The 21,201-nt window shown below is 44.4% G+C and carries 22 protein-coding genes and 1 pseudogene; 19 read left to right on the plus strand and 4 right to left on the minus strand.

From position 1 onward, the window contains the following. Positions 1 to 54: 54 nt before the first annotated feature. The 3 genes from modA to modC are packed head-to-tail and all read left to right on the plus strand — an operon-like array spanning position 55 to position 2,612. Positions 55 to 807: a molybdate ABC transporter substrate-binding protein gene (gene modA / locus KJB05_RS23195; RefSeq protein WP_045478042.1), complete on the plus strand. Its 753-nt coding sequence runs from the start codon at positions 55 to 57 to the stop codon at positions 805 to 807. A gap of 12 nt (positions 808 to 819) precedes the next feature. Beyond that, positions 820 to 1,509, plus strand: a complete 690-nt coding sequence (gene modB, locus KJB05_RS23200) for a molybdate ABC transporter permease subunit (RefSeq protein WP_208444256.1) — start codon at positions 820 to 822, stop codon at positions 1,507 to 1,509. After that, complete coding sequence (gene modC, locus KJB05_RS23205) at positions 1,506 to 2,612, plus strand: molybdenum ABC transporter ATP-binding protein ModC (RefSeq protein WP_208444255.1); 1,107 nt, start codon at positions 1,506 to 1,508, stop codon at positions 2,610 to 2,612. Before modB ends, modC begins: the two co-directional genes overlap by 4 nt. A gap of 68 nt (positions 2,613 to 2,680) precedes the next feature. Here the strand turns inward: modC and KJB05_RS23210 are convergent, their stop codons facing one another. Further along, positions 2,681 to 3,118, minus strand: a complete 438-nt coding sequence (locus tag KJB05_RS23210) for a DUF3069 domain-containing protein (protein ID WP_005435194.1) — start codon at positions 3,116 to 3,118, stop codon at positions 2,681 to 2,683. A gap of 245 nt (positions 3,119 to 3,363) precedes the next feature. Here KJB05_RS23210 and KJB05_RS23215 point away from each other — a divergent pair, with 245 nt between their 5' ends. Both KJB05_RS23215 and KJB05_RS23220 read left to right on the plus strand, forming a co-directional pair. Beyond that, on the plus strand, positions 3,364 to 4,323 hold the full coding sequence (locus tag KJB05_RS23215; RefSeq protein WP_020196882.1) for a diguanylate cyclase: 960 nt from the start codon (positions 3,364 to 3,366) through the stop codon (positions 4,321 to 4,323). 14 nt (positions 4,324 to 4,337) lie between these two features. Next, entirely contained in the window at positions 4,338 to 5,309 is a 972-nt protein-coding gene (locus tag KJB05_RS23220; protein WP_052447874.1) for a Solitary outer membrane autotransporter beta-barrel domain, read from the plus strand. A 12-nt stretch (positions 5,310 to 5,321) separates the two neighbouring features. Here KJB05_RS23220 and KJB05_RS23225 read toward each other — a convergent pair whose 3' ends face one another. Then, entirely contained in the window at positions 5,322 to 6,566 is a 1,245-nt protein-coding gene (locus tag KJB05_RS23225) for a GGDEF domain-containing protein (RefSeq protein WP_208444254.1), read from the minus strand. 255 nt (positions 6,567 to 6,821) lie between these two features. Between KJB05_RS23225 and KJB05_RS23230 the strand changes: the two genes are divergently transcribed. The 11 genes from KJB05_RS23230 to KJB05_RS23280 all read left to right on the plus strand — a co-directional run bounded on the left by KJB05_RS23230 (position 6,822) and on the right by KJB05_RS23280 (position 17,823). Continuing rightward, the gene (locus KJB05_RS23230; protein WP_038896671.1) at positions 6,822 to 7,190 is read left to right on the plus strand and encodes a late competence development ComFB family protein; all 369 of its coding nucleotides are present in this window, start codon (positions 6,822 to 6,824) and stop codon (positions 7,188 to 7,190) included. A 62-nt stretch (positions 7,191 to 7,252) separates the two neighbouring features. After that, positions 7,253 to 7,534 (plus strand): HlyU family transcriptional regulator, encoded by a 282-nt coding sequence (locus tag KJB05_RS23235; RefSeq protein ID WP_005427008.1) that lies wholly within the window; start codon positions 7,253 to 7,255, stop codon positions 7,532 to 7,534. Positions 7,535 to 7,970: 436 nt separating this feature from the next. Continuing rightward, positions 7,971 to 9,527, plus strand: a complete 1,557-nt coding sequence (locus KJB05_RS23240; RefSeq protein ID WP_208444253.1) for a Re/Si-specific NAD(P)(+) transhydrogenase subunit alpha — start codon at positions 7,971 to 7,973, stop codon at positions 9,525 to 9,527. Positions 9,528 to 9,539: 12 nt separating this feature from the next. Further along, complete coding sequence (gene pntB, locus KJB05_RS23245; RefSeq protein WP_005435174.1) at positions 9,540 to 10,934, plus strand: Re/Si-specific NAD(P)(+) transhydrogenase subunit beta; 1,395 nt, start codon at positions 9,540 to 9,542, stop codon at positions 10,932 to 10,934. Positions 10,935 to 11,122: 188 nt separating this feature from the next. Next, a complete protein-coding gene (vxrA, locus tag KJB05_RS23250; protein WP_307797861.1) occupies positions 11,123 to 12,544 on the plus strand; it encodes a sensor histidine kinase VxrA in 1,422 nt (473 codons plus the stop codon). After that, positions 12,519 to 13,181, plus strand: coding sequence for a response regulator transcription factor VxrB (gene vxrB / locus KJB05_RS23255; RefSeq protein ID WP_005435172.1), 663 nt, complete (start codon positions 12,519 to 12,521; stop codon positions 13,179 to 13,181). Before vxrA ends, vxrB begins: the two co-directional genes overlap by 26 nt. A gap of 8 nt (positions 13,182 to 13,189) precedes the next feature. Then, a complete protein-coding gene (locus KJB05_RS23260; protein ID WP_208444251.1) occupies positions 13,190 to 14,071 on the plus strand; it encodes a DUF2861 family protein in 882 nt (293 codons plus the stop codon). Between the two features lie 59 nt (positions 14,072 to 14,130). Beyond that, positions 14,131 to 15,255 carry a conjugal transfer protein TraF gene (locus KJB05_RS23265; protein ID WP_208444250.1) on the plus strand — a complete coding sequence of 375 codons (1,125 nt, stop codon included), beginning with the start codon at positions 14,131 to 14,133 and terminating at the stop codon, positions 15,253 to 15,255. Between the two features lie 42 nt (positions 15,256 to 15,297). Further along, entirely contained in the window at positions 15,298 to 15,453 is a 156-nt protein-coding gene (locus KJB05_RS23270) for a YoaH family protein (RefSeq protein ID WP_208444249.1), read from the plus strand. Positions 15,454 to 16,565: 1,112 nt separating this feature from the next. Further along, positions 16,566 to 17,123 (plus strand): hypothetical protein, encoded by a 558-nt coding sequence (locus tag KJB05_RS23275; protein WP_213053132.1) that lies wholly within the window; start codon positions 16,566 to 16,568, stop codon positions 17,121 to 17,123. Between the two features lie 25 nt (positions 17,124 to 17,148). After that, complete coding sequence (locus tag KJB05_RS23280; protein WP_102388844.1) at positions 17,149 to 17,823, plus strand: hypothetical protein; 675 nt, start codon at positions 17,149 to 17,151, stop codon at positions 17,821 to 17,823. A gap of 13 nt (positions 17,824 to 17,836) precedes the next feature. Here the strand turns inward: KJB05_RS23280 and KJB05_RS23285 are convergent. Both KJB05_RS23285 and KJB05_RS23290 read right to left on the minus strand, forming a co-directional pair. Beyond that, positions 17,837 to 18,251, minus strand: a pseudogene (locus KJB05_RS23285) (phage protein). Between the two features lie 191 nt (positions 18,252 to 18,442). Further along, positions 18,443 to 18,709 carry a helix-turn-helix transcriptional regulator gene (locus KJB05_RS23290; RefSeq protein ID WP_042602296.1) on the minus strand — a complete coding sequence of 89 codons (267 nt, stop codon included), beginning with the start codon at positions 18,707 to 18,709 and terminating at the stop codon, positions 18,443 to 18,445. 142 nt (positions 18,710 to 18,851) lie between these two features. Between KJB05_RS23290 and KJB05_RS23295 the strand changes: the two genes are divergently transcribed. The 3 genes from KJB05_RS23295 (at position 18,852) to KJB05_RS23305 (ending at position 21,200) form a co-directional block, all read left to right on the plus strand. After that, positions 18,852 to 19,043: a hypothetical protein gene (locus KJB05_RS23295; protein WP_042602297.1), complete on the plus strand. Its 192-nt coding sequence runs from the start codon at positions 18,852 to 18,854 to the stop codon at positions 19,041 to 19,043. Next, positions 19,040 to 19,345, plus strand: coding sequence for a hypothetical protein (locus KJB05_RS23300; RefSeq protein WP_208444247.1), 306 nt, complete (start codon positions 19,040 to 19,042; stop codon positions 19,343 to 19,345). Before KJB05_RS23295 ends, KJB05_RS23300 begins: the two co-directional genes overlap by 4 nt. A 175-nt stretch (positions 19,346 to 19,520) precedes the next feature. Next, positions 19,521 to 21,200 (plus strand): hypothetical protein, encoded by a 1,680-nt coding sequence (locus KJB05_RS23305; protein ID WP_244868334.1) that lies wholly within the window; start codon positions 19,521 to 19,523, stop codon positions 21,198 to 21,200. Position 21,201: the final 1 nt, after the last annotated feature.

Below are 21,201 nucleotides of genomic sequence, written 5' to 3' on the forward strand. Positions count from 1 at the left end.
GGGCACGTTGTTCCACAATATCTTTTTCTGCCTGTCTAGCACCGGAGTGTTTTTATGAAAGCATGGAAGATTCATGCTTGCCTAGCGGCAATACTGAGCGTTTCATCAGCAGCAAACGCAACGACCGATTTAAAAGTCTATGCGGCTTCGTCAATGACCAATGCGATTGACGATATCGCGCAAAAATTTGAACAACAATACGACGTAAAAGTCACACCAGTATACGGCGGGTCTTCATCCATCGCTCGCCAAATTCTAAACGGCGCACCAGCTGATGTGTTTATCTCTGCAAACACTAAGTGGATGAACTACTTGGTAAAATCAAAAGCGGTCAAGAGTGACAATGTCACTGAACTGGTTCGTAATAGTCTGGTTCTTATCGCACCTAAAGCTTCAACCGTCACTTCATTTAACTTTTCAGACGCCAATGCATGGGGCCAAGCTTTAGAGGGCAATCGCCTTGCGCTAGGTAACCCAGTCTCGGTTCCTGCGGGCATGTATGCGCGAGAATCTCTTACTAACCTTGGTGTTTGGAAACAACTTGAGCGACAAGTAGCGCCAGCGAAAAACGTTCGACTCGCCTTAGCATTAGTTGAACGCGGTGAAGCGCCACTTGGTGTGGTTTACAAAACGGATGCGCTTTTAACAGATAAAGTAAAAGTGGTCGGTGAATTTGCCAATAACACCCACGCTGATATCGTCTATCCAGCGGCTATCGTTAAAGACTCGACGCAATCAGAACAATTCTTCGAATATTTGAAATCTGACGATGCCAAACAAGTGTTTGCGCAGTACGGTTTTCAATAAAAAGGGCCCAGAGTGACAGAACTTGAATACCAAGCCTTAATGTTAAGCCTAAAAGTTGGCGCGTATGCCGTCGTGTGGCTTATTCCATTGGGCGTCGCTCTTGCTTGGTTGCTTTCACGAAAAGAGTTTATCGGCAAATCCATTCTCGACAGCCTCATTCATTTGCCCTTGGTTTTACCACCAGTAGTGATCGGCTATCTACTGCTGATCTCTCTAGGTCGCCAAGGCGTTTTGGGTAACTGGCTATTTGAACACTTTGGTCTGGTGTTCAGTTTCAATTGGAAGGGCGCAGTTATCGCTTGTATCGTCGTTGCATTGCCTCTAATGGTGCGCTCCGTTCGCCTTAGCTTAGATAACGTTGATCCTAAACTCGAACACGCCGCATCAACGCTAGGCGCGTCACCTTTCAAAGTCTTCCTAACTATTACGCTACCTTTAACGATTCCCGGCATCATTACTGGCACTATGCTGTCTTTTGCTCGCAGCTTAGGAGAGTTTGGGGCAACGATCAGTTTTGTCTCAAACATTCCCGGAGAGACACAAACCATTCCTTTAGCGATGTACAACTTCATAGAAACACCCGGAGCTGAGATGGAAGCCGCGCGCTTATGCATCATTTCTATTGTTTTGGCTCTGTCGACGTTAATGATTTCAGAATGGTTAAATCGCAAAGCTGCAGCGCGTCTGGGAGCTAAGCGATGAGCATAGTAATTCAATTTAAACAATCACTTGGTGAAACTGATTTTGATATCGACCTATCGTTACCGGGTAACGGAATAAGCGCGTTATTTGGCCGTTCTGGAGCCGGAAAGACCACACTAATCAACGTTATCAGCGGGTTGGTCACGCCAAAGCAAGGTAAAGTGTCGATTGGTGAATACGTTCTTTTCGATAGTGATACCGGAATAAATTTACCCACGCACAAACGCAAAATCGGTTATGTATTTCAAGACTCGCGCTTGTTCCCGCATTACTCCGTGAAAGGTAACTTGCTCTACGGCGTAGCCGAAAAAGACGATGATTACTTTGATAAAGTGATAGAGCTGCTCGCGATTAAGCCGCTATTAAAGCGCTTTCCAATCTCGTTATCCGGCGGTGAAAAGCAGCGTGTCGCTATTGCTCGAGCCTTGCTATCAAAGCCAAATCTACTATTGATGGATGAGCCTTTAGCGTCATTGGATATGCCACGTAAGCGTGAAGTCATGCCATTTTTGGAAGAGTTGTCTGAGCAGGTCAATATTCCTATCGTCTACGTTACCCATAGCTTGCAAGAGATCCTGCGTTTAGCGCAGCACCTGTCGATTCTCGATAAAGGCAGAATCATGACTTCAGGTAAATTAGAAGAGGTATGGGCATCTCATGCTATGCGTCCTTGGCAATCATTCTCAGACCACAGCAGCTTGTTTGAAGGCAAGATCGCGACACACCACGAGAAATACGCGTTAACGTGCGTGAAACTCGCCCCAAGCGCTTGTCTGTGGGTTCAAAAAGTGGATGGGGAGCCAGATACGCCAATCCGACTGCAAGTGCGTGCAAACGACGTTTCCATCGCGCTAGAGAAGCCAGTCTCAACATCGATTCGAAACGTACTACCAGCGACTGTGGCATCAATAGAGGCGTTCTCTGCTGGGGAAGATAAGCAAAGTATCACAGTCTCGTTAAAGCTTGATGAAGATTGCCATTTATGGGCGACGATAACACCGTGGGCATTGGATGATCTTAATTTGAAAGTCGGTGATGAGGTTTATGCTCAAGTTAAAGGCGTAAGTGTCACGCAACGCGATATTGCTTTGGCGCACCATTAAGCTTTCTAAACCGTAGATACACAAAAGGCCGCAGGGTGCGGCCTTTATTATTAAAGAAAGTGTCGGAATTACTTCGCGAAAACTTCTTTGAATTCACGCTTAAGAAGAGGGTCACGACGTGCTTTCTTAAGTTGCTTAACCATGTCTTTTACACAGTTGTGTAGAACATTGTCTAGCAGTTGAGCACGGTAGTCTTCTTTATCTTCATCTGTCATGTTTTCTGGCAGGTTAAGAGTCGGGAATTCTTCCATTACATTCAGACCAGCAAAAGCTTGGCCAACAGAAACTAGAGCGTGGAACTGCTCGAAGTTGTCTAGAATGTTTTGTGCACTTCCTGGCATTTCATCCCAAGATGCACGAACAGCTTCTTCAGACACTTCATGGATAGAGGTAACCATCTCGAACATTTGCTCTGGAACTTCATCGAATTCGATAACTTTACGTAGTTCTGGAGAAATAGCTTCTAGATCGATTTTTTTGCTTTCGTTGTTAGTTGCTTCTGACATCATGAGTCCTGTTAGTACATAAGAGCGCACGTAATTTGTAGTGCGTAATGTAACCAGATTAAAGTGTCTCTAGTTACAAAAGGCGGGAATATTAATACCAAATGCGTCAAATAGCTACCATAAGAACTATTTGATTACGTGACCGTTCAACAAAAAAATATAGCACTAAATTTGTCGCGTAATGCAACAACCTCGTGTGTATGATATATGTTTAATAAAGACTGATAAAAAGAATGGAACGCGCTATGCAACCGACAGGGACATCGATGCGCATTCTCTTAGTTGATGACGTTCAGCTAGATCGAATGCAGTTGGCAATCCGATTAAAACAACAAGGTCACATTGTTAAAGCCGTTGGTAGCGGGATGGAAGCCCTCAATACCTATGAGAGTTTCGACCCTGAACTCGTGCTGCTGGATATTGCGATGCCAGACATGAACGGCTTCGAAGTCTCACTTCATATCAGAGAAACATTTCCTGACTGGATTCCAATTATCTTCTTAAGCAGTCACGAAGAGCCAGAAATGATCGCGAAAGCAATCGAAGCGGGCGGTGATGACTATTTGATTAAGCCTGTTGATAAGCTTGTTCTAAACTCTAAGTTAATGGCAATGCAGCGAATTGCGCACATGCGTCGTGAGTTAAAGCAAGCCACCGCACAGCTCGAAGAGATGAATTCACGTTTGCAACAACAAGCAAATGAAGATGGCCTGACTAAACTCTACAACCGTCGTTATATTGATCAGAAGCTCGAAACCATGATTGCGTGGCACGGTCGTCACCACATGCCGATGGCGCTAATTCTTCTTGATGTCGATTTCTTTAAGCCGTTTAACGATAACTACGGCCATATAGAGGGGGATCGCTGTCTACAAGCCATCGCGAATCAGTTAAAAGCAACCTTCTGTCGTTCTGGTGAATATGTGGGGCGTTATGGAGGGGAAGAGTTTGTCATCTTGCTTAATAGCACAGATGCGCAGACCGCCGAAAAAGAAGCTGAGCGTGTACAAGAAGCCATGTACTTCCTAGATTATCCTCATGCGTATTCAAGCGTCGCAAATAGAGTGACAGTGTCACAGGGGGTGTTTGCATTTCAACCAACAGGTAAGGATAATGTCGCCGAATTGTACGCGACAGCAGATAGGGCGCTATATACGTCCAAATCGCTTGGAAGAAACACGTACACGGTGGTAAATGCAAGTTAAATCAAAAGGATAAGATGAAATATGCTTTAGTGACATTGTCACTTATTTCAATGGCAACTCACGCCAGCCCTGTTCAACAAACTTTGCAGAAAGAGTTTGAGCGTAACTTTGCCATCGGTATCGTCCTATCAGACAGTGATGTGTTCACCCTTGGCTTTCACGACTTTGACCCTAACAAATACCTCGACATAGACAACGAAGACATAGGAACGCAAGACTCCGTTGACTTAAGAAAACAAGTTGCTATTTCCACACTTCCTTATCATCTCTCTCTCACTGACGACGAGCAATCCCCAACAAAGTACAATTTAAAAGGGCGCTTGTATGCATTGGGAATCGATCAAGACGTTCATATAAATGAAGACAAAACCCCTGATCGAAACAAAGAGCTTATCCTAGGTTCTTATACCGAACTCGAACGCCAAAACAAACTTACAGAACATCTCACGTTGAGCACCGCCGCTGGCGCTCATCTTATGTATTATCGCAACGAGTATGACTACCGAAGTGATGCTATCAGTGACTTGAGGCCCTTTTTAGATGGCGTATTCCTGAATACGGATGCGTGGGCTATTGTGGGTGAAGTGAACGCCGAACTGAAGTATTTAGAAAACGAGCATTGGGGTAAATGGTATGTTTGGTCGTCTCCACATTATTTCTACGGTAAGGGATGGGGAGAAGGCAATAACGGGGATGTCGGCAACCCAGAAGGCTGGTATTGGGTCAACGGGGTAAAGTTATTCTATGACTTTACCAAGGTAGGCCGAACCGTCCAGTCCGTTTATACCAGCTTTAACCGAGTTGATGTAGGTGGAGACACGAGCAAACCGATGAACACGTCGCATTACTATGAAGCGAGTGTCGGTTGGCTGATGACACCACCTTTTAAGTCAGATTGGATTGATAACGTCGGTCTGGGGCTGACCATTAACTATGGCAGCGCGCTAAAAGGCGGCAGTTTAGTGTTGTTCTTTAATCAAGAGTAGTTTTTATAAGCGTTAGGCGTGGCAGTACTTCACACAGTTTCTGCCCGCTTTTTTGGCTTTATACAAAGCTTCATCCGCAAGCTTAATGACATCTGCAGGGTTGCGTGCACTGCGACTGTCTGCAACACCAAAGCTTGCTGTAACTGACACCGTTTTCTTCTTCGAATCTGCACTACCGCGTTTTTTACGACCTTGCTTGTTGTCGTCAGGGCGGGTGTCTTGGTCACGAAGAATCATTTCATATTGCGCTATCAATTCACGAACTTCTTCTAAATGCGCTTCACAGTCTTCCGTATATTTGCCTTTGAATACAATGGTGAACTCCTCGCCACCAAAGCGGTAAACTTTCGCGCCACCTTGTGTCTTCATTAGGCGTGATGCGACCATTTTTAACACGTCATCGCCTGTGTCATGACCATAGGTATCATTGAACTTTTTAAAGTGGTCAACGTCTAGCATCGCAATAGTAAATTTACGTCCCATGTGTTTAAGCTCAAGATCCAGCGCACGGCGGCTTGGAATCAGCGTCAAACTGTCGGTAAAAGCCAATTGATGACTAGCCGAAGTAGAGTAGATGATGATCAAAAGACCTGTCAGCGTAAACATCGTGCTCGAAATATACTGAACGTCAAAGAAGATAAACGTTGCTGATGCAAGCACCATCGCAGAGTAGGTCATGGCGTGAATGATCTTGTTTTTCTTTAAGACCAAGATACCCAGAAAACACACGATGCCAATGCAATACAACACCAAGACGAGTGGTAACTTAGAAAGCGTCGGCACGATAAACAAAATACCGTTTGTCCATTCGTCAAATCCACCTTCGACGTAATACGTCAAAGTCACGTAGGACCAAAATACGAACATGATCAGCATGAACACGTAAGTCAACGTCGCTCTTGAATCAAAACCTTCTTTATTGAAGATGAACACCGCGAGAAATGAAACGGGTAACAAGCTCGCTAGTATGGTCAGCTCTAAAAGCGCAGTTCCGGTTTGAAGAGGGACTTGAAGGCGATATTGAATCACAAAGTAGGCAAAGAGCATGGCGATACAAACCATGGACTCTCGGCCTTGCTTGAACGAATAACACATCAACAACGCACAACCGAGTAAAATGTACGGCAAATTCGCAGCAATTCCCCAGTTAGATTGCGTCATCTGAATGATGTTATCCATACCCAAACTGACTACGCCCAACAACAAGATTGGGAATAGGAATCGAAAGCCTGGGGAGGTCATTAAAGATGAAACCATCTACTGCAAATTACCTGAAAATAGTTGAATATATCTAGTGAGTTACGTTAAGCATTCAATTAATACCGTGTGCAAACAGTATAAATTCTGTAACTTTCAAAACTAACAAGAATACGTGTATTTGGGAATTTTCCAAGTGTTTTACAGCGAACGCTTACAAAAAGAGAGAGGTTGATTAAATTAAGAGCAATCAACGAGTTGCACGTTAGTCCCGACTGCTATACTTTCAAAGTGTTGAACAAAGGAGAAAAATCGATGCAGATCAGTTCAGACGTACACAATTACATGGAAACATTGGTTGGGCAGGTGCTTGCCTCAGAGCAATACGTGGAGCAGTTCGACAATGAACAATTGGCAGATATTGCGTGTTTAGCGCTCATTCAACTTAAGCCAGTATACATTCGTCATGACATCGATTTTTTGTCTGCACTTCCAGAGCGTAAACTGGCTCAATTCAAACAAAGTGTCGATGTGGCGGTTGAGAACGCAGCAGTGATGATTCAGGAAGACAGACGCAAAAATCGTAACAATGATGTGCCTGTAATTTTGTCGCATACCAGTTATGATGAAGACAAAGAACTGGATTGGTTCGAGAAACCGATCCTCAACGTCAACATAAAGTAATTGATGCTCACCACTGTATAGGAAACGACCTATAAGAGAGTGGGCATACCCAAGGAGGAACCGTGGGATTCTTTTCGCGCTTGTTTGGTGGCAGTGACAAAGCTGCCGAAGTAAAAACCGTTGAACCAGTAGAATACAAAGGCTACTTAATTTACCAAGAAAGCCTTTCAGAAGGTGGCCAGTACCGCATCGCAGGGCGTATCGAAAAAGATTTCGACGGAGAAGTGAAATCACACCGTTTTATCCGTTCAGATTTGCTAGGTTCAGAGCAAGATGCCAACGAACTGATGCTAAAAAAATCGCAGATGTTTATCGACCAAATGGGTGAAAAGATCTTCGATTAAGAAATCACTGCAACTTGATTCGAATCATCTTAAAGAGAGCCATTAGTGTATATGCTGATGGCTCTCTTTCTTTTTTAGGCTTAAATATCTGTAAAACAAGCAGTTAGCAGACATCTGGTTAGACCTCTGCTTAGTGATGCAAATCGTTGTTATTTTTCAGCGCGAAGTGGAGAATCATTCATTACGTGGCGTTATATGTAATGAAATTTAGTATTTTTATTACAAAACACTTGAAGTCACGATTGACGTTAGATAAAAACAGAATAATAACAGGACTGTTAGTCAAGAAGTGACTGTGCAAATGGGTGACCCCAAACACCATCATTCGTTTGTATTTATCTTGCGTAGTAAACAGATAGAAATAAAAAAGAATTAGAGTAGAGCGACGCTCTGTTTTGGGACTAATTTATTGATATGTATACAAGGAGTATGCGTTTTGCAAATCGGTGTACCTAGAGAAATACTCGCGGGTGAATCGCGAGTAGCTGCATCACCAAAATCGGTTGAGCAGTTAATTAAGTTGGGGTTCGATGTCGCAATCGAATCACAAGCGGGGGGGCTAGCCAGTTTCGATGATGCCGCTTATGAAGCTGCAGGGGCGAAAATTGTATCTAGTGAAGAAGTATGGACATCAGGCTTAATCCTTAAAGTCAATGCGCCACTCGTAGATGAAGAAAAAGGCATCGACGAAATCGCATTACTGCAAGATGGCGCGACATTGGTTAGCTTCATCTGGCCTGCTCAAAATGCAGAGTTAATGGAACAACTCTCTAGCAAGAACATCAACGTTCTCGCAATGGACGCGGTTCCTCGTATTTCTCGTGCTCAAGCATTAGACGCACTCTCTTCTATGGCGAACATTGCCGGTTACCGTGCAGTGGTTGAAGCCGCTCATGAATTCGGTCGATTCTTCACTGGTCAAATCACCGCTGCTGGTAAAGTACCGCCTGCGAAAGTATTGGTTGCAGGTGCAGGTGTAGCAGGTCTTGCTGCTATCGGTGCAGCAGGTAGCCTTGGTGCTATCGTTCGTTCTTTTGACGTTCGTCCTGAAGTAAAAGAGCAAGTTGAATCGATGGGCGCAGAGTTCCTAACGGTAGACTTCAAAGAAGACTCTGGTTCAGGTGACGGCTACGCAAAAGAAATGTCGGATGAATTCAACAAGAAAGCAGCTGAGCTTTACGCTGAGCAAGCGAAAGATGTTGATATCATCATTACAACTGCACTGATTCCTGGCAGACCAGCGCCAACGCTTATCACCAAAGAGATGGTTGATAGCATGAAAGCGGGCAGTGTGATCGTTGACCTTGCTGCTGCAAACGGTGGTAACTGCGAATACACAGTAAAAGATCAAGTTATTACCACGGCTAACGGCGTGAAAATCGTTGGTTACACTGACATGGTAGGCCGTCTGCCAACGCAATCTTCTCAGCTTTACGCAACCAACCTTGTAAACCTTCTTAAACTGCTTTGCAAAGAGAAAGATGGCAACATCAATATCGACTTCGAAGACGTTGTGCTTCGTGGCGTAACAGTAGTAAAAGAGGGCGAAGTGACATGGCCTGCGCCACCAATTCAGGTTTCAGCACAGCCGCAAGCCAAACCGAAAGAACCCGTTAAACCTCAACCTAAAGTTGAAGAACCTACGTCACCACTGAAGAAATTTGGTGCTCTAGCTGTTGGTTTAGGTGCCTTTGCTTGGGTTGCCTCTGTTGCTCCGGCTGCATTCCTATCTCATTTCACCGTATTCGTACTGGCGTGTGTAGTAGGTTACTACGTAGTTTGGAACGTAACACATGCACTGCACACACCGCTTATGTCTGTAACCAACGCGATTTCAGGCATCATCGTAGTAGGTGCACTGCTGCAAATTGGTCAGGGTAATGGTGTCGTTACCTTCCTATCATTCATTGCTGTACTCATTGCGAGCATTAACATCTTTGGTGGCTTTACCGTAACCAAACGTATGCTCGAAATGTTCCGCAAAGATAAATAATAGGAGTGACCAATGTCTGCAGGATTAGTACAAGCGGCATACATCATTGCTGCGCTATTTTTCATCTTAAGTCTCGCGGGACTTTCTAAACAAGAATCGGCAAGAAACGGTAACTACTATGGTATTGCGGGTATGGCGATTGCGCTTATTGCGACAATCTTTAGCCCGAATGCGGAAGGTTTTGTTTGGGTCATCATCGCGATGGTCATCGGTGGTAGCATCGGTATCCACTACGCGAAGAAAGTAGAAATGACTCAAATGCCAGAACTGGTTGCGATCCTACACAGCTTTGTAGGTATGGCAGCAGTCTTGGTAGGTTACAACAGTTACCTAGAGCCACCAGCACCAGTTTCAACTGACCTAGCTGGTATGCACGCTGAACACGTAATTCACCTAGTGGAAGTCTTCCTTGGTGTGTTCATCGGTGCGGTAACCTTCACTGGTTCAGTCGTTGCTTTCGGTAAGCTACGCGGCACGATCTCTTCTTCGCCACTTAACTTGCCTCACAAACACAAAATGAACCTTGCGGCGATCGTCGTTTCTACGCTTCTTATGATTTACTTCGTAAAAGCGGACGGCAGCATGTTCGCACTGATCGTAATGACGCTGATTGCTTTTGCATTCGGTTACCACTTGGTAGCGTCTATCGGTGGTGCAGATATGCCAGTTGTAGTTTCAATGCTGAACTCATACTCAGGTTGGGCAGCAGCGGCAGCAGGTTTCATGCTTGCAAACGACCTATTGATCGTGACAGGTGCATTGGTAGGTTCTTCTGGTGCGATCCTTTCTTACATCATGTGTAAAGCAATGAACCGCTCGTTCATCAGCGTTATCGCTGGCGGCTTCGGTCAAGAAGTTGTGATTTCAAGTGATGAAGAGCAGGGCGAGCATCGCGAAACTTCAGCAGAAGAAGTAGCAGAAATGCTGAAGAACTCAAAATCAGTGATCATCACTCCGGGATACGGCATGGCAGTAGCTCAAGCGCAATACCCAGTGCATGAGATTACTGAGAAGCTACGCGCGCAAGGTATTGAAGTTCGCTTCGGTATTCACCCAGTAGCGGGCCGTCTACCTGGTCACATGAACGTACTGCTAGCGGAAGCAAAAGTGCCTTACGATATCGTGCTAGAAATGGACGAAATAAACGATGACTTCCCAGAAACAGATACCGTTCTTGTCATCGGTGCAAACGACACGGTTAACCCGGCAGCTCTTGAAGATCCAAACAGCCCAATTGCAGGCATGCCTGTACTAGAAGTTTGGAACGCGCAAAACGTAGTCGTATTCAAGCGTTCAATGAATACAGGTTACGCAGGTGTACAGAACCCACTGTTCTTTAAAGAAAACACCTCAATGCTGTTCGGTGATGCGAAAGAAAGCGTCGAGGCAATTTTCAAAGCACTTTAATATAATTTGCTTTAAAACTAATCAAGGCCAGCATTCGCTGGCCTTTTTTTGTGCGCTTTCAATGTTATAGTACTGCAAATCCTTAAGCCGTCTAATGTCATTTGCTTGTTTATTGATGTATAGTTCTGGCTAATATAATTAGTAACGGTAACAGTTTGATTAAACAGTTTTTGCTACGTTCTGCCTTAATGCTGCCAATTTTTTCGGCACCCGCATTTGCAGATTCATTACCAGAACGAATAGATACGTTTACAGAGCTATTTAATTACGAAGTGGCTCTTAAATCGTATGACATACGCATACTGCAGTCTAACTATCCGACCAAGTTACTGTCGCCGGATTCGATGTTGCCTCAAACGGCAGATTATCCGCTGAAAGACATTCAGCAGCTGTACCGTTTAGCGAACACGTGTCGCGGAAAATTACCATTAAGTCCTTTAATTACTGAACCTTTAGTCTTTACACGTGCCTTATGTAAGGGGACGCAACTTACGCCACGTTGGTTCTCGCGCAGCGGTTTAATTCACCCAGGTGGTGGTACCTACGCAGCACGTTATGCAGAGAAGTATCCTGAGCTGCGTCCTAAGCTTGCTCAGTACATGCATATCAAAGAGCGAAAAAACGACGAAGGGGACGAGCTACTCGAAAGCCTACAGAATATGGATGATGACGCGATCAACGCTCTCATCGCTGGCGCGAGTATGTTTATTGAACGAAAAGAGTTGTGGTTACGCCGTGGCGACCATTACTTTGTATTCGCTAAAAACGTCTGGCAGGAGAACGTAGCAAACGCTGGTCTGTCTTACGGTTTAGCATCAGAAAGCCGAAGCTGCTTCGTAAAGCGTGGCAACATTTGTTGGGATGTCGAAGATCACTCGCAAGTGTTGCGGATCAGTATGATCATCCTCGTGATTGCCAATATTTTGTTGGTGATTGGTTGGGCAGTGTATCGTTGGAACAGTAAACGGGAAGAAATGCGCAGCCGAATGTTGGTACTGCAAATTCTAACGCACGAACTGAGAACGCCGATCGCATCGCTGTCTTTAACAGTTGAGGGTTTCCGTCGCGAATTTGAACATCTGCCCGAAAGTGTTTATGACGAATTTCGCCGATTGTGTGAAGATACGCGCCGATTACGCCAATTAGCAGAGGCAAGTAAGGATTATTTGCAATCTGATAACCAAATGCTTGCAACAGACTGGGTTCCATCCGTTGCAGAATGGCTAGAATATAAGATTGAAGAAGAATTTGATAACGCTGTACTTTTCAAAATAAATGAAGATGTAGCTGCTAAAGTTAACGTGTATTGGCTCGGGACCTGTATCGATAACTTGCTACGTAACGCATTGAAGTATGGTGAAGCACCGGTTGAGCTATGTGTAGAAACCAGTGCAGATAAAATCATTATCCAAGTCATCGATGCCGGCAGTTTAACTGCGAAAGATTGGGCAAACCTAAGAAAACCGTTCGTGAGTAAGAGCGGCTTAGGACTTGGACTAACAATAGTTGAATCAATGGTAGGCCGCATGGGCGGAAAAATGTCCCTGATGGGACCACCTACAACCTTTATATTGGAGATACCTTGTGAAACAGACACTGCTTCTCGTTGAGGACGATAAAAACTTGGCTGACGGCCTGTTAGTAAGCCTGGAACAAGCAGGATATGAGTGTTTACATGTGGAGCGTATTTCAGACGTTGAGCCACAATGGAAAAAGGCTGACTTAGTCATTCTGGATCGCCAACTACCAGACGGCGATTCTGTACAATCTCTTCCTGAATGGAAAAAAATTAAAGATATCCCAGTAATCCTGCTAACAGCATTGGTTACTGTTAAAGATAAAGTAGCGGGCCTAGACTCTGGCGCAAACGACTACTTGACTAAACCTTTCGCTGAAGCGGAGCTATTTGCTCGCATTCGTGCACAACTACGTGCACCAGATTCAGCAGAGCAAGGTAACGCTGATAAAGTGATGACAAAAGACCTAGAGATCGACCGTGCAACACGCGAAGTCGTATTTAAAGGTGAAATGATCACACTGACTCGTACAGAGTTTGACTTGTTGTTGTTCCTAGCATCAAACCTAGGCCGTGTATTTACACGTGACGAATTGCTTGACCACGTATGGGGTTACAACCATTTCCCAACAACGCGTACAGTTGATACTCACGTACTTCAGCTTCGCCAAAAACTGCCTGGTCTTGAAATCGAAACGCTTCGTGGCGTTGGCTACAAGATGAAAGCGTAAGAGCAAGAATGAAAACACTACTTCCTGTAGTTCTATCATTACTGTTAATGAAACCAGTCCATGCAACGGACTGGTTTCAAACAAACACACCTCTCACACAAGCGCACCAACATCTCCTAGAAGATGACCTTGGTGGCATGTTCAATTCCCTGGTCGAACTCTGGCAAAGTGAACCCAATAAAGAGCTAAGACCGCATCTTAATGACTTGCTTGCTCAATCATTATCTAAAGACTGTGGTAAATCCCTTACTGGTGTAACACTGCCTGATTGGATCAGCGGTATTAACGTTATTCGTCAGACTATTCAGAGTCCCGGTCGTGATACTTACCGCTTAGTGGTGAAGTTACGTGCAACCACCGATATTGAAGACATTTCGTTTCGTCGTTGGGTTGATAGCTCAATCTCTGCGGATGCCTCATTTAACTATGAAGAGCCGCAAGAGGGCACAGAACTTGCGAATGAACGAAACTTCCTTAAGCGCTATAACTTAACCGGTAAGCTAGACGCAGGGTTGTACCATCTCTCTATCACCACAAAAGACAAGCGCACTTATCGCACTTGGGTGATTTTGGGTGACTCAAACTCATCGCAATATGTTCGTTGGACATCTAAAGAGAATTGGAAGGTCGAAAAGAGCGCATTACGAAATCCGCACTGTCCATTGCCACAACTCGAAGTCGGTTTATACGATTATGTTGAAGGGCAATACGATCAGGTTTGGAAAAAGACCTACGAGTCTAACTATCCAAATGCACTCGAGCTTGAAGGCATCCCTAACGACCGCTATGTGTTAGCTGTGAGCATTAACAGTCGCCGTTGGCAAGGGGACATTATTGTGGAGCAAGCTCAAACTATTAGTCGAACTTATGATGTTTCTCTCGAAGAATAGTTAAAGAAATTACACTTGTGCCGATATAAGTTCAGGAAGAACAAAAACACAAGTGTAGTATGAAGACACAATACAAAATTTTAGCCACCACAATGACTGCTGCGCTATTCTCTGGCGCGGCTTCTGCTGCTACTTACGCAGTCGAGGCACGCAGTGATGCGATGGGTGGCGTTGGCACCGTATCTGCCTCTTACCTAACAGCACCATTCTTTAACCCAGCCCTTACCGCGATTTACCGACGTAATGATGATGCTGGTATGATCGTACCGAGCTTTGGTATCAACTATAACGACCAAGATGGTTTAATCGATGAGATTGAGCGCATTGGTAAACTTAATGACCCTACAGATATCGTCAATTCACTGAACGCCATTGATGGGCAGAAGATGGACTTCGATTTGGGCGGCGTTGTGGCAGTTGGTATCCCTAATCGATTTTTATCGGCAACGGCTTACGGCAAGCTTTACACTGAATCCTTTGTAGCTCCGGAAGTTGATACTTCGGTTCCAGCCGATTCTCTCAAAAACAGTTATGTTCGCGGTGTTTCAATCGGTGTAGCAGAAGCGGGGATCTCACTCGCGAAGTACACCAACTTCATGAACCAGCACTTGTCATTTGGTATCACACCTAAACTTCAGCGCATTTACACATATTCATACGCGACAAGCTTTGCTGCGTTCGATACTAAAGATCTACGTGAAAATGAAACCGAAGAAACCATGTTCAACTTGGACGCTGGCGCTCTTTGGTTCTTCGGTCCGTATCGATTAGGTATTTCTGCGAAGAACTTGATTGGCCGAGATGTGAAAACCAAGTCATTCACATACAACAGCGACACAATCCAATCCTATGAATACAGCATGCGACCTGTTTACACCGTTGGTGCAGGTTACGTAGCGGATTACTTTAGCTTCAGTGTTGATTACGACCTAAATGAAGAGAAGAAGTTCTCTACCTTTGATGACAACACACAAATGCTTCGTGCGGGTTTTGAAATCGATGTACTACGCCAGCTCGCGCTTCGCGGCGGTTACATGAAAAACCTAGCTCGTTCAGACGACGAGGGCACGATTACTGCGGGTATTGGATTATCACCACTCAACCTAATAGAGATGGATATTGCCGCTCAATACACCAATGAAAACGCAATGGGCGCTTCAATTAATTTCCTTGCGACCTACTAAGCGAATCGTTATAGTCAGCTCCTCACATTGAGGAGCTTTTTTATGTTTGACGATTTACCACCTCTGTCCCATCAAGAACAGCAACAAGCTGTAGAACGTATTCAAGAGCTAATGCAAAAGGGTACCAGTACCGCAGCAGCGATTAAGATCGTTGCAGAGCAAATTCGAGCAGAATACGCAGCAAAGAAACAAGACTAAGAAATTACGAAGAGCAGGGCACAGACCCTGCTTTTTTACGCCTGTCGTATACCCAACCAAAGCAGACAACTCACCACCTTTCTTCTAACAAAACATTCCGTTACCACGTCACACCAATAAGCCAGAAGTACAGTAGGAACCTCTACCATAATCAGTTAGTAAAATTTTACTAACTTCAATTAACTGTCACTTTTAAAATGCAGAGGAAAACACCGCCCATAGAGGGCAACGCCAATAAAAACCATAAAATACAGCGAGTTAACAAAGAACAAAAGACTAACGTAGAATTATGCGAAGCATGATTTTGTAATTAAATTACAAAGGCCAATTTGAGCGAGTGAGTGGGTAGTGGAATATTCTGCAAAAATCTAAAAGAGACACCGTCACTTTGATGCTTACTTAGTTAAGTTCGATATAAAGGGAACTTTGAGGACAGTAAGTGCTTGCGGACTAACATCCATTAATCCAACAGCACTCACCCAAAACAGCAAATCCTAAATGCGTGAATAGAAAGAAATCGGATTGGACGGATGTACAGTTAGTGCTGTTATTTTTAAGAAAATGATCATTGGGCAACACAGCGAGGCAGAGCGATTCTGGAACCTCTTTTACTTACGTGTTACGTCGTAACGTACTGTGTGACGAAAAGAAATAGAGCATAAGCCGCTCGTACTATGAGTAGCGATCTGAGAAGGGAAGTTCGGTTTGACTACCTGATTTTGCTTCAATACAGAAGCTCAGTGGTGAGTTCTCGAAAGAAAATAGAAGAATGTAAGTAGGGTTGAGTTATGTATGGTCGGTCTAATCATTGTGTAATGAGGATCAGTAAAACGCTTAAACCTTCCGAGCGAGTTCAGACCCACACTAATGACGATTTACACAGCGGGCAGTGAACCAATACATTTGGCAGGTCGATTGACCTCGACAGGCTTCCAATTCGTTTTCATCGACGTCCACCAAAATCAAGAAGCCTTAAAAAGCCGAACCTTAGCGATGGGGTTCGGCTTTTTACTTTAAATCTTATGCATATAGTTTTAATCGACTCTTGAAAGAAGGATAATGCACAATAGAGTTATAACTTCAGAATTAATTGGATGAAGCACGGTGCGAAAATGTTAAATGAACTCACAAATATAGAAGTCATTAAACTTACTCTGGGAGCCGCTTCGGTAGTAACGGGGTTCGCTGGAGCTTGGTTCGGTGCCGTACTTGCTTTAAGAAAAAACAAACAAGAAAAGGTGTGGGATGAAAAAAGGGAACTTTACAGTCGGGTAATTGTGGCGTCAGAAGATATCCTTTATTGGGCCGAACAAGTTAGAGCAGAAAGATGTGGAGAGTATACAAACAGTATAGACTCAAACGTAAACGAATCATTCAGAGAGATTGAAAAGAGCGCAGTTACAGGTCGTTTAGTCATGAACGATAGATTCTACGGCGTGCTTAAGAGCCTCAACGATAAACTTCAGGTTGAAAACTTCAGATCTCACGAAGACTATCTTGAGTCGATGGATAATCCCAGCTCAGAGCATCGATTTAGACATGCATTAAATATAAGGGATATAGTTTCAAATCATCTTGAATCATTAATCGACGCGGCGAAAGAGGATATGCCGAACAAAAAATGGCGATGGTTAAGAGTCGTAAAAAGCAAATACAAAGTCATTAACTAAAAGTATGAGTTTATATGGTTGAGATATGGAATCATTATTAAGTGTAAGTAGTCTCGTTGCTGCAATATCCGGTGCTTTAGGGGCTTATTTCGGTGCGTACTTGAAAGAAAAAGCAAAAAATAAAGCCATTCAAGAAGACTTGAAAGAGTTACAAAAGCAACTTAAAGAAAATACGTTAATTGTTGAACGAGTTCGCACAGATTTCGGCGAAAAAGCATGGATAAGTCAGCAAGTCTGGGGGAAAAAGCAAGAAGCATATCACGCAATATTTGGTCTATTGCTACATATTAAACGTTACGTCGAGCATCAAGTTTTAGAATTTGAAGAATGGGAATATATTCATAGATATCACCCTTATTTTCAGAACTTTGATAAATCTCATGAAGAGGGGCTTCGAGCTATGTGGGAAAAAGACCGCAAAGATTTTGAAGAACTAAGAAAAGAACCAGATAGTGAAGAACTCACAAGGGAGCTCAAGACTAAATATGACGATGCAATTCTAGAGTTACTCCAAATTGTTGAATTAGAGGCTATCTATATTAGTTCAGAAATTCCGATAGAGCTAAATAACATGAGAGATGAGCTCGGTAAGACTTACGATGCAGAAGACTGGGACGAGCACTTCTCAAGGCTTGCATCACAAATGGATGAAACCATTAATAAGGTTAGAGAGATTAGTCGCGTAGAACTAAAACTATGAAGATTAACACCAACTAACGACGCTTACTTGGTATCCATTCGGCGGCTTTCATTCGATGGCCGCCTTTAAACGGCAACACGTTTTCTTTTGCAGGATAGACCTTTGGCTGGTCTATGTGCCCAAACTTTTCTAGAAGCTGACGATGCTCGTCACGCCAGAACACAAAGCTTTCCAATTATTTAGGGCTGAACTCACGGCCAGACGGCGTAATGATGATGGCGCGTTTCTCACAGACACGAAAGGCAGACCAACGTAAATCGTTAGGCAACTAACCAAGCGACTTAATCAGCATTAGTTTTCTTGCCATTGGAATGATTGGAACAGAGCCAACGAGTCATCGTCGGTTTGGACAACTGAAAGTATTCAGCGCCTTGCTTGATGGATTTAAACTCACGCCAAAAGAGTGTGCGAAATGATTCGTGAAAGATCACAATGCTGGAGTTAATACAATGAAGCGATAATTATCTTTTTTACTGAAGGTAATCAGCAACGGCTAAAGTCTTAAAAGGAAAGAATGCTGTTAATCTTAGGAGGACATTTTAAAATGGCTCAAGCCGGACATTACTATCTGGGACTTACACCTTGAGTTCGCATTATGTATAAAAGGGTTAATAGGGGGTTAGACTGGTGCGCGAGACTGTAAAGCATTGATTAGGCGAGGGTTTACGGTCTTTTCATCAAGTAAACCGTACACAACATCTTGATCATCGAGTTCTAATAAGTCGGCAATTTTAAACGCCATTTCCCAATCAAGTACACTGCGTCCATTGCGGTAGTTGCTAATTCTACTAGACCCAACGTCCAAAAACTTAGCCAACTGATAGTCAGAGGTAAGCTCTAACTGGGTTTTCAGTTGGTCTAAAAGCACGTTTGTATAATTAGTCATGTTCCCACATCCCTTCACTGTATTGTTAAATTTTAGTGGATAGTATTGCTTCTTTCACTAACGCAAGCGACTTGCGCGGCCAAAAAGATTTCCTTAACGTTATTTTTGAGACAGGAAATCAACAGCTTGCGGAGGCTAGAACATGGAACGTATCGTTACCAACCCCATTCACTTACCTTGCCCAGATATGGCAGGGTGCAAAAACCCAGACCCAAATAAAACGGCTAATTCGTTGCGTAAAGTTGCAGAGTTACGCCAGAAGTTTGCAGAGCATTTCCCAAAGAAAGAGCAAACCTACATTCCAGCACGTTTTCGTCAGGGAGTAGTAGCATGAATATTAGTATCTGGAAATCTCGCCGCAACAAAAACCAGCTTGTTGCATCGCAAAGCAACGGAATTCATATCTACTTCGATAGTTTTGAACTCGAAACCGTCGAAGCATCATTATGGCTTTACCAAGGCAGCGTGTTAGTGGCGTGCTTTGAGGCGAAAAGCGACACCTTAAACGAATTAACAAAAACGGCTCAACGCATGTTTGCTAACGGTGCTCAAAATCATGGCGCACCGCTAAACGATTTCCGCAAGCAAGATGAAGCGTCCCAAGTGGGCGCGGATTCTTCCTTTGTGGAGGCGTAACCGTGAAGCATCTTTATGAGGCGCAAGAACCGCGCCCATTCACCAATCAACTAAGCCCACAAGATGTGGGCTTTATAACGGCTTTAGCTCAAGACGTCACCATCACTGAGAAAAACATTACCGCTATCGAAAGCGTTTTTTTAGTGCTGAAAATACCCAGAGTCTCGATTCAGAGTTGCAAAAGCTTAAAGCTTTGGAGCAAATCCACTTCATTCGCACACAACAAAGTGCTGAACTTGGGCGCGAAGCGCTGGACGAAGTCCAGAAAAGACTAGGCTCGTCAAAGGGCGCAAAAGTCGGACACGGAAAACGAAAGCAGATAGACCGCTTAATTACCCGTTCTCGACGCTTGCCGCCGCGCCACAAAACAGAATCGTTTTGTGGCGACAACGTGACCGATGAATATCGAGCACGCCCAGAATCGCAGACAGGCTGGATTCTGAACGAAAACAAACGCTTGGAATGGCAACCAATCGGCAAAAGTCGCGCTTATTTGATGCGCCGAAGCTGGGCAAAACAAACCAAGATGCAAGTGAAGTTTCACCCAAGCCCATCGGACGCGCCAGCGCCGCAAAGTGGTGAGCGATTCACAGAAAAACTGACGCCTCGCGCTGTAAAGAAAATCTTTGAAGCGGGCGCATATGTCGCAGCGTGTCACGGTGGATTCAGCACATTTCTCACTTTGACGTTTTCCCCAAAACAGCGCGAGCGCATCTTTGGCGGTGAGGCTGTGACGGATGAAGGTCTGCCATATTGCCCAATCCAGACCACGATTGGCGCGGAGGTTTCCCGCTTCTTGGATGGTTTGAAGAAGATGTACCAGCGCGGTTTCGAATATGCGGCAACCGATGCCAACCAGCTTGGGCTTGATGGTAACAAAATCAAAGTGTCGGGTAGGTTGGGACGCGCTTTAAAAGCCGCTTGGAAAGATGACGACGGCATCAAGCACGTGAAAGAGATTCACGGCGCAACGAAAAAGCCTTTTGACTTCCATTATATCTGGGTTGCCGAGTCGCCAGCCAATGAAGACGGTGAACCAAACCCGCATGTACATGTACTTTTGAACTGGCGTGTTGAAAAACATCACTTTGCTGGCTGGGCTAAACGCATCGAGCAGCTTTGGGGTAATGGCATGGCGCACCTAGAGAAAATCAAATTCAGTGAAGCCGCCGCCGGATATCTGATTAAAGCGGTGGGCTATGCCGCCAAGGGTGATAACGCCGACCAAGGGCTAATCAAAGGCAACCGTTACAACATTTCACGCTGTAGCCGCGCACCTGATTGGGACGTTTTAGCCTCGTTCGAGGTAGACAACATGACGGGCATTATTAAGGAGTGTGGCTACATGTTGGAGCAATGGCGCAAGCCAATGCAGCGCGAAATCAAGCGCAAACAAATCAAGAAAGATGAAACGATTAAAGCCATCGACATCAATAAAAAGCAGGGCAAAGTCAGCGCGGTGGTGAAACTTAATCACCTGATCAAACGACTCGATACCGAAGCGCGAGAACTGCGCCAAGAAATCAAGCAGCGCGGCACGTTCGCCAGTAGTCAAAACCAATTTTCTATCGTGTTTGAAGGTGACGACGCTCAAAGCAAAGCTGATGATTTTCTTTACTGGGCGCATGGTGCGCGAGGTTGGTCAATGAAGTGCTCTATTGAAACATTGGGTAATGATATTGAGCTATACCGCGCCAGTGCAACGCATTTGTATGGCGAACAATTTGAACGCTTTCAACTCAGCCAAGCCAATTGGAAAAGCCAGCTACAGCAACCTATACCACCGGAGCCCGATTTCAACACCATAAAGAGCAATAACATGGCGGAGTACCTTGATTATTGCCGTTCTATTTAGC

Source organism: Vibrio sp. B1ASS3 (genome assembly GCF_905175355.1).
Taxonomy (GTDB): Bacteria; Pseudomonadota; Gammaproteobacteria; order Enterobacterales; family Vibrionaceae; genus Vibrio; species Vibrio owensii.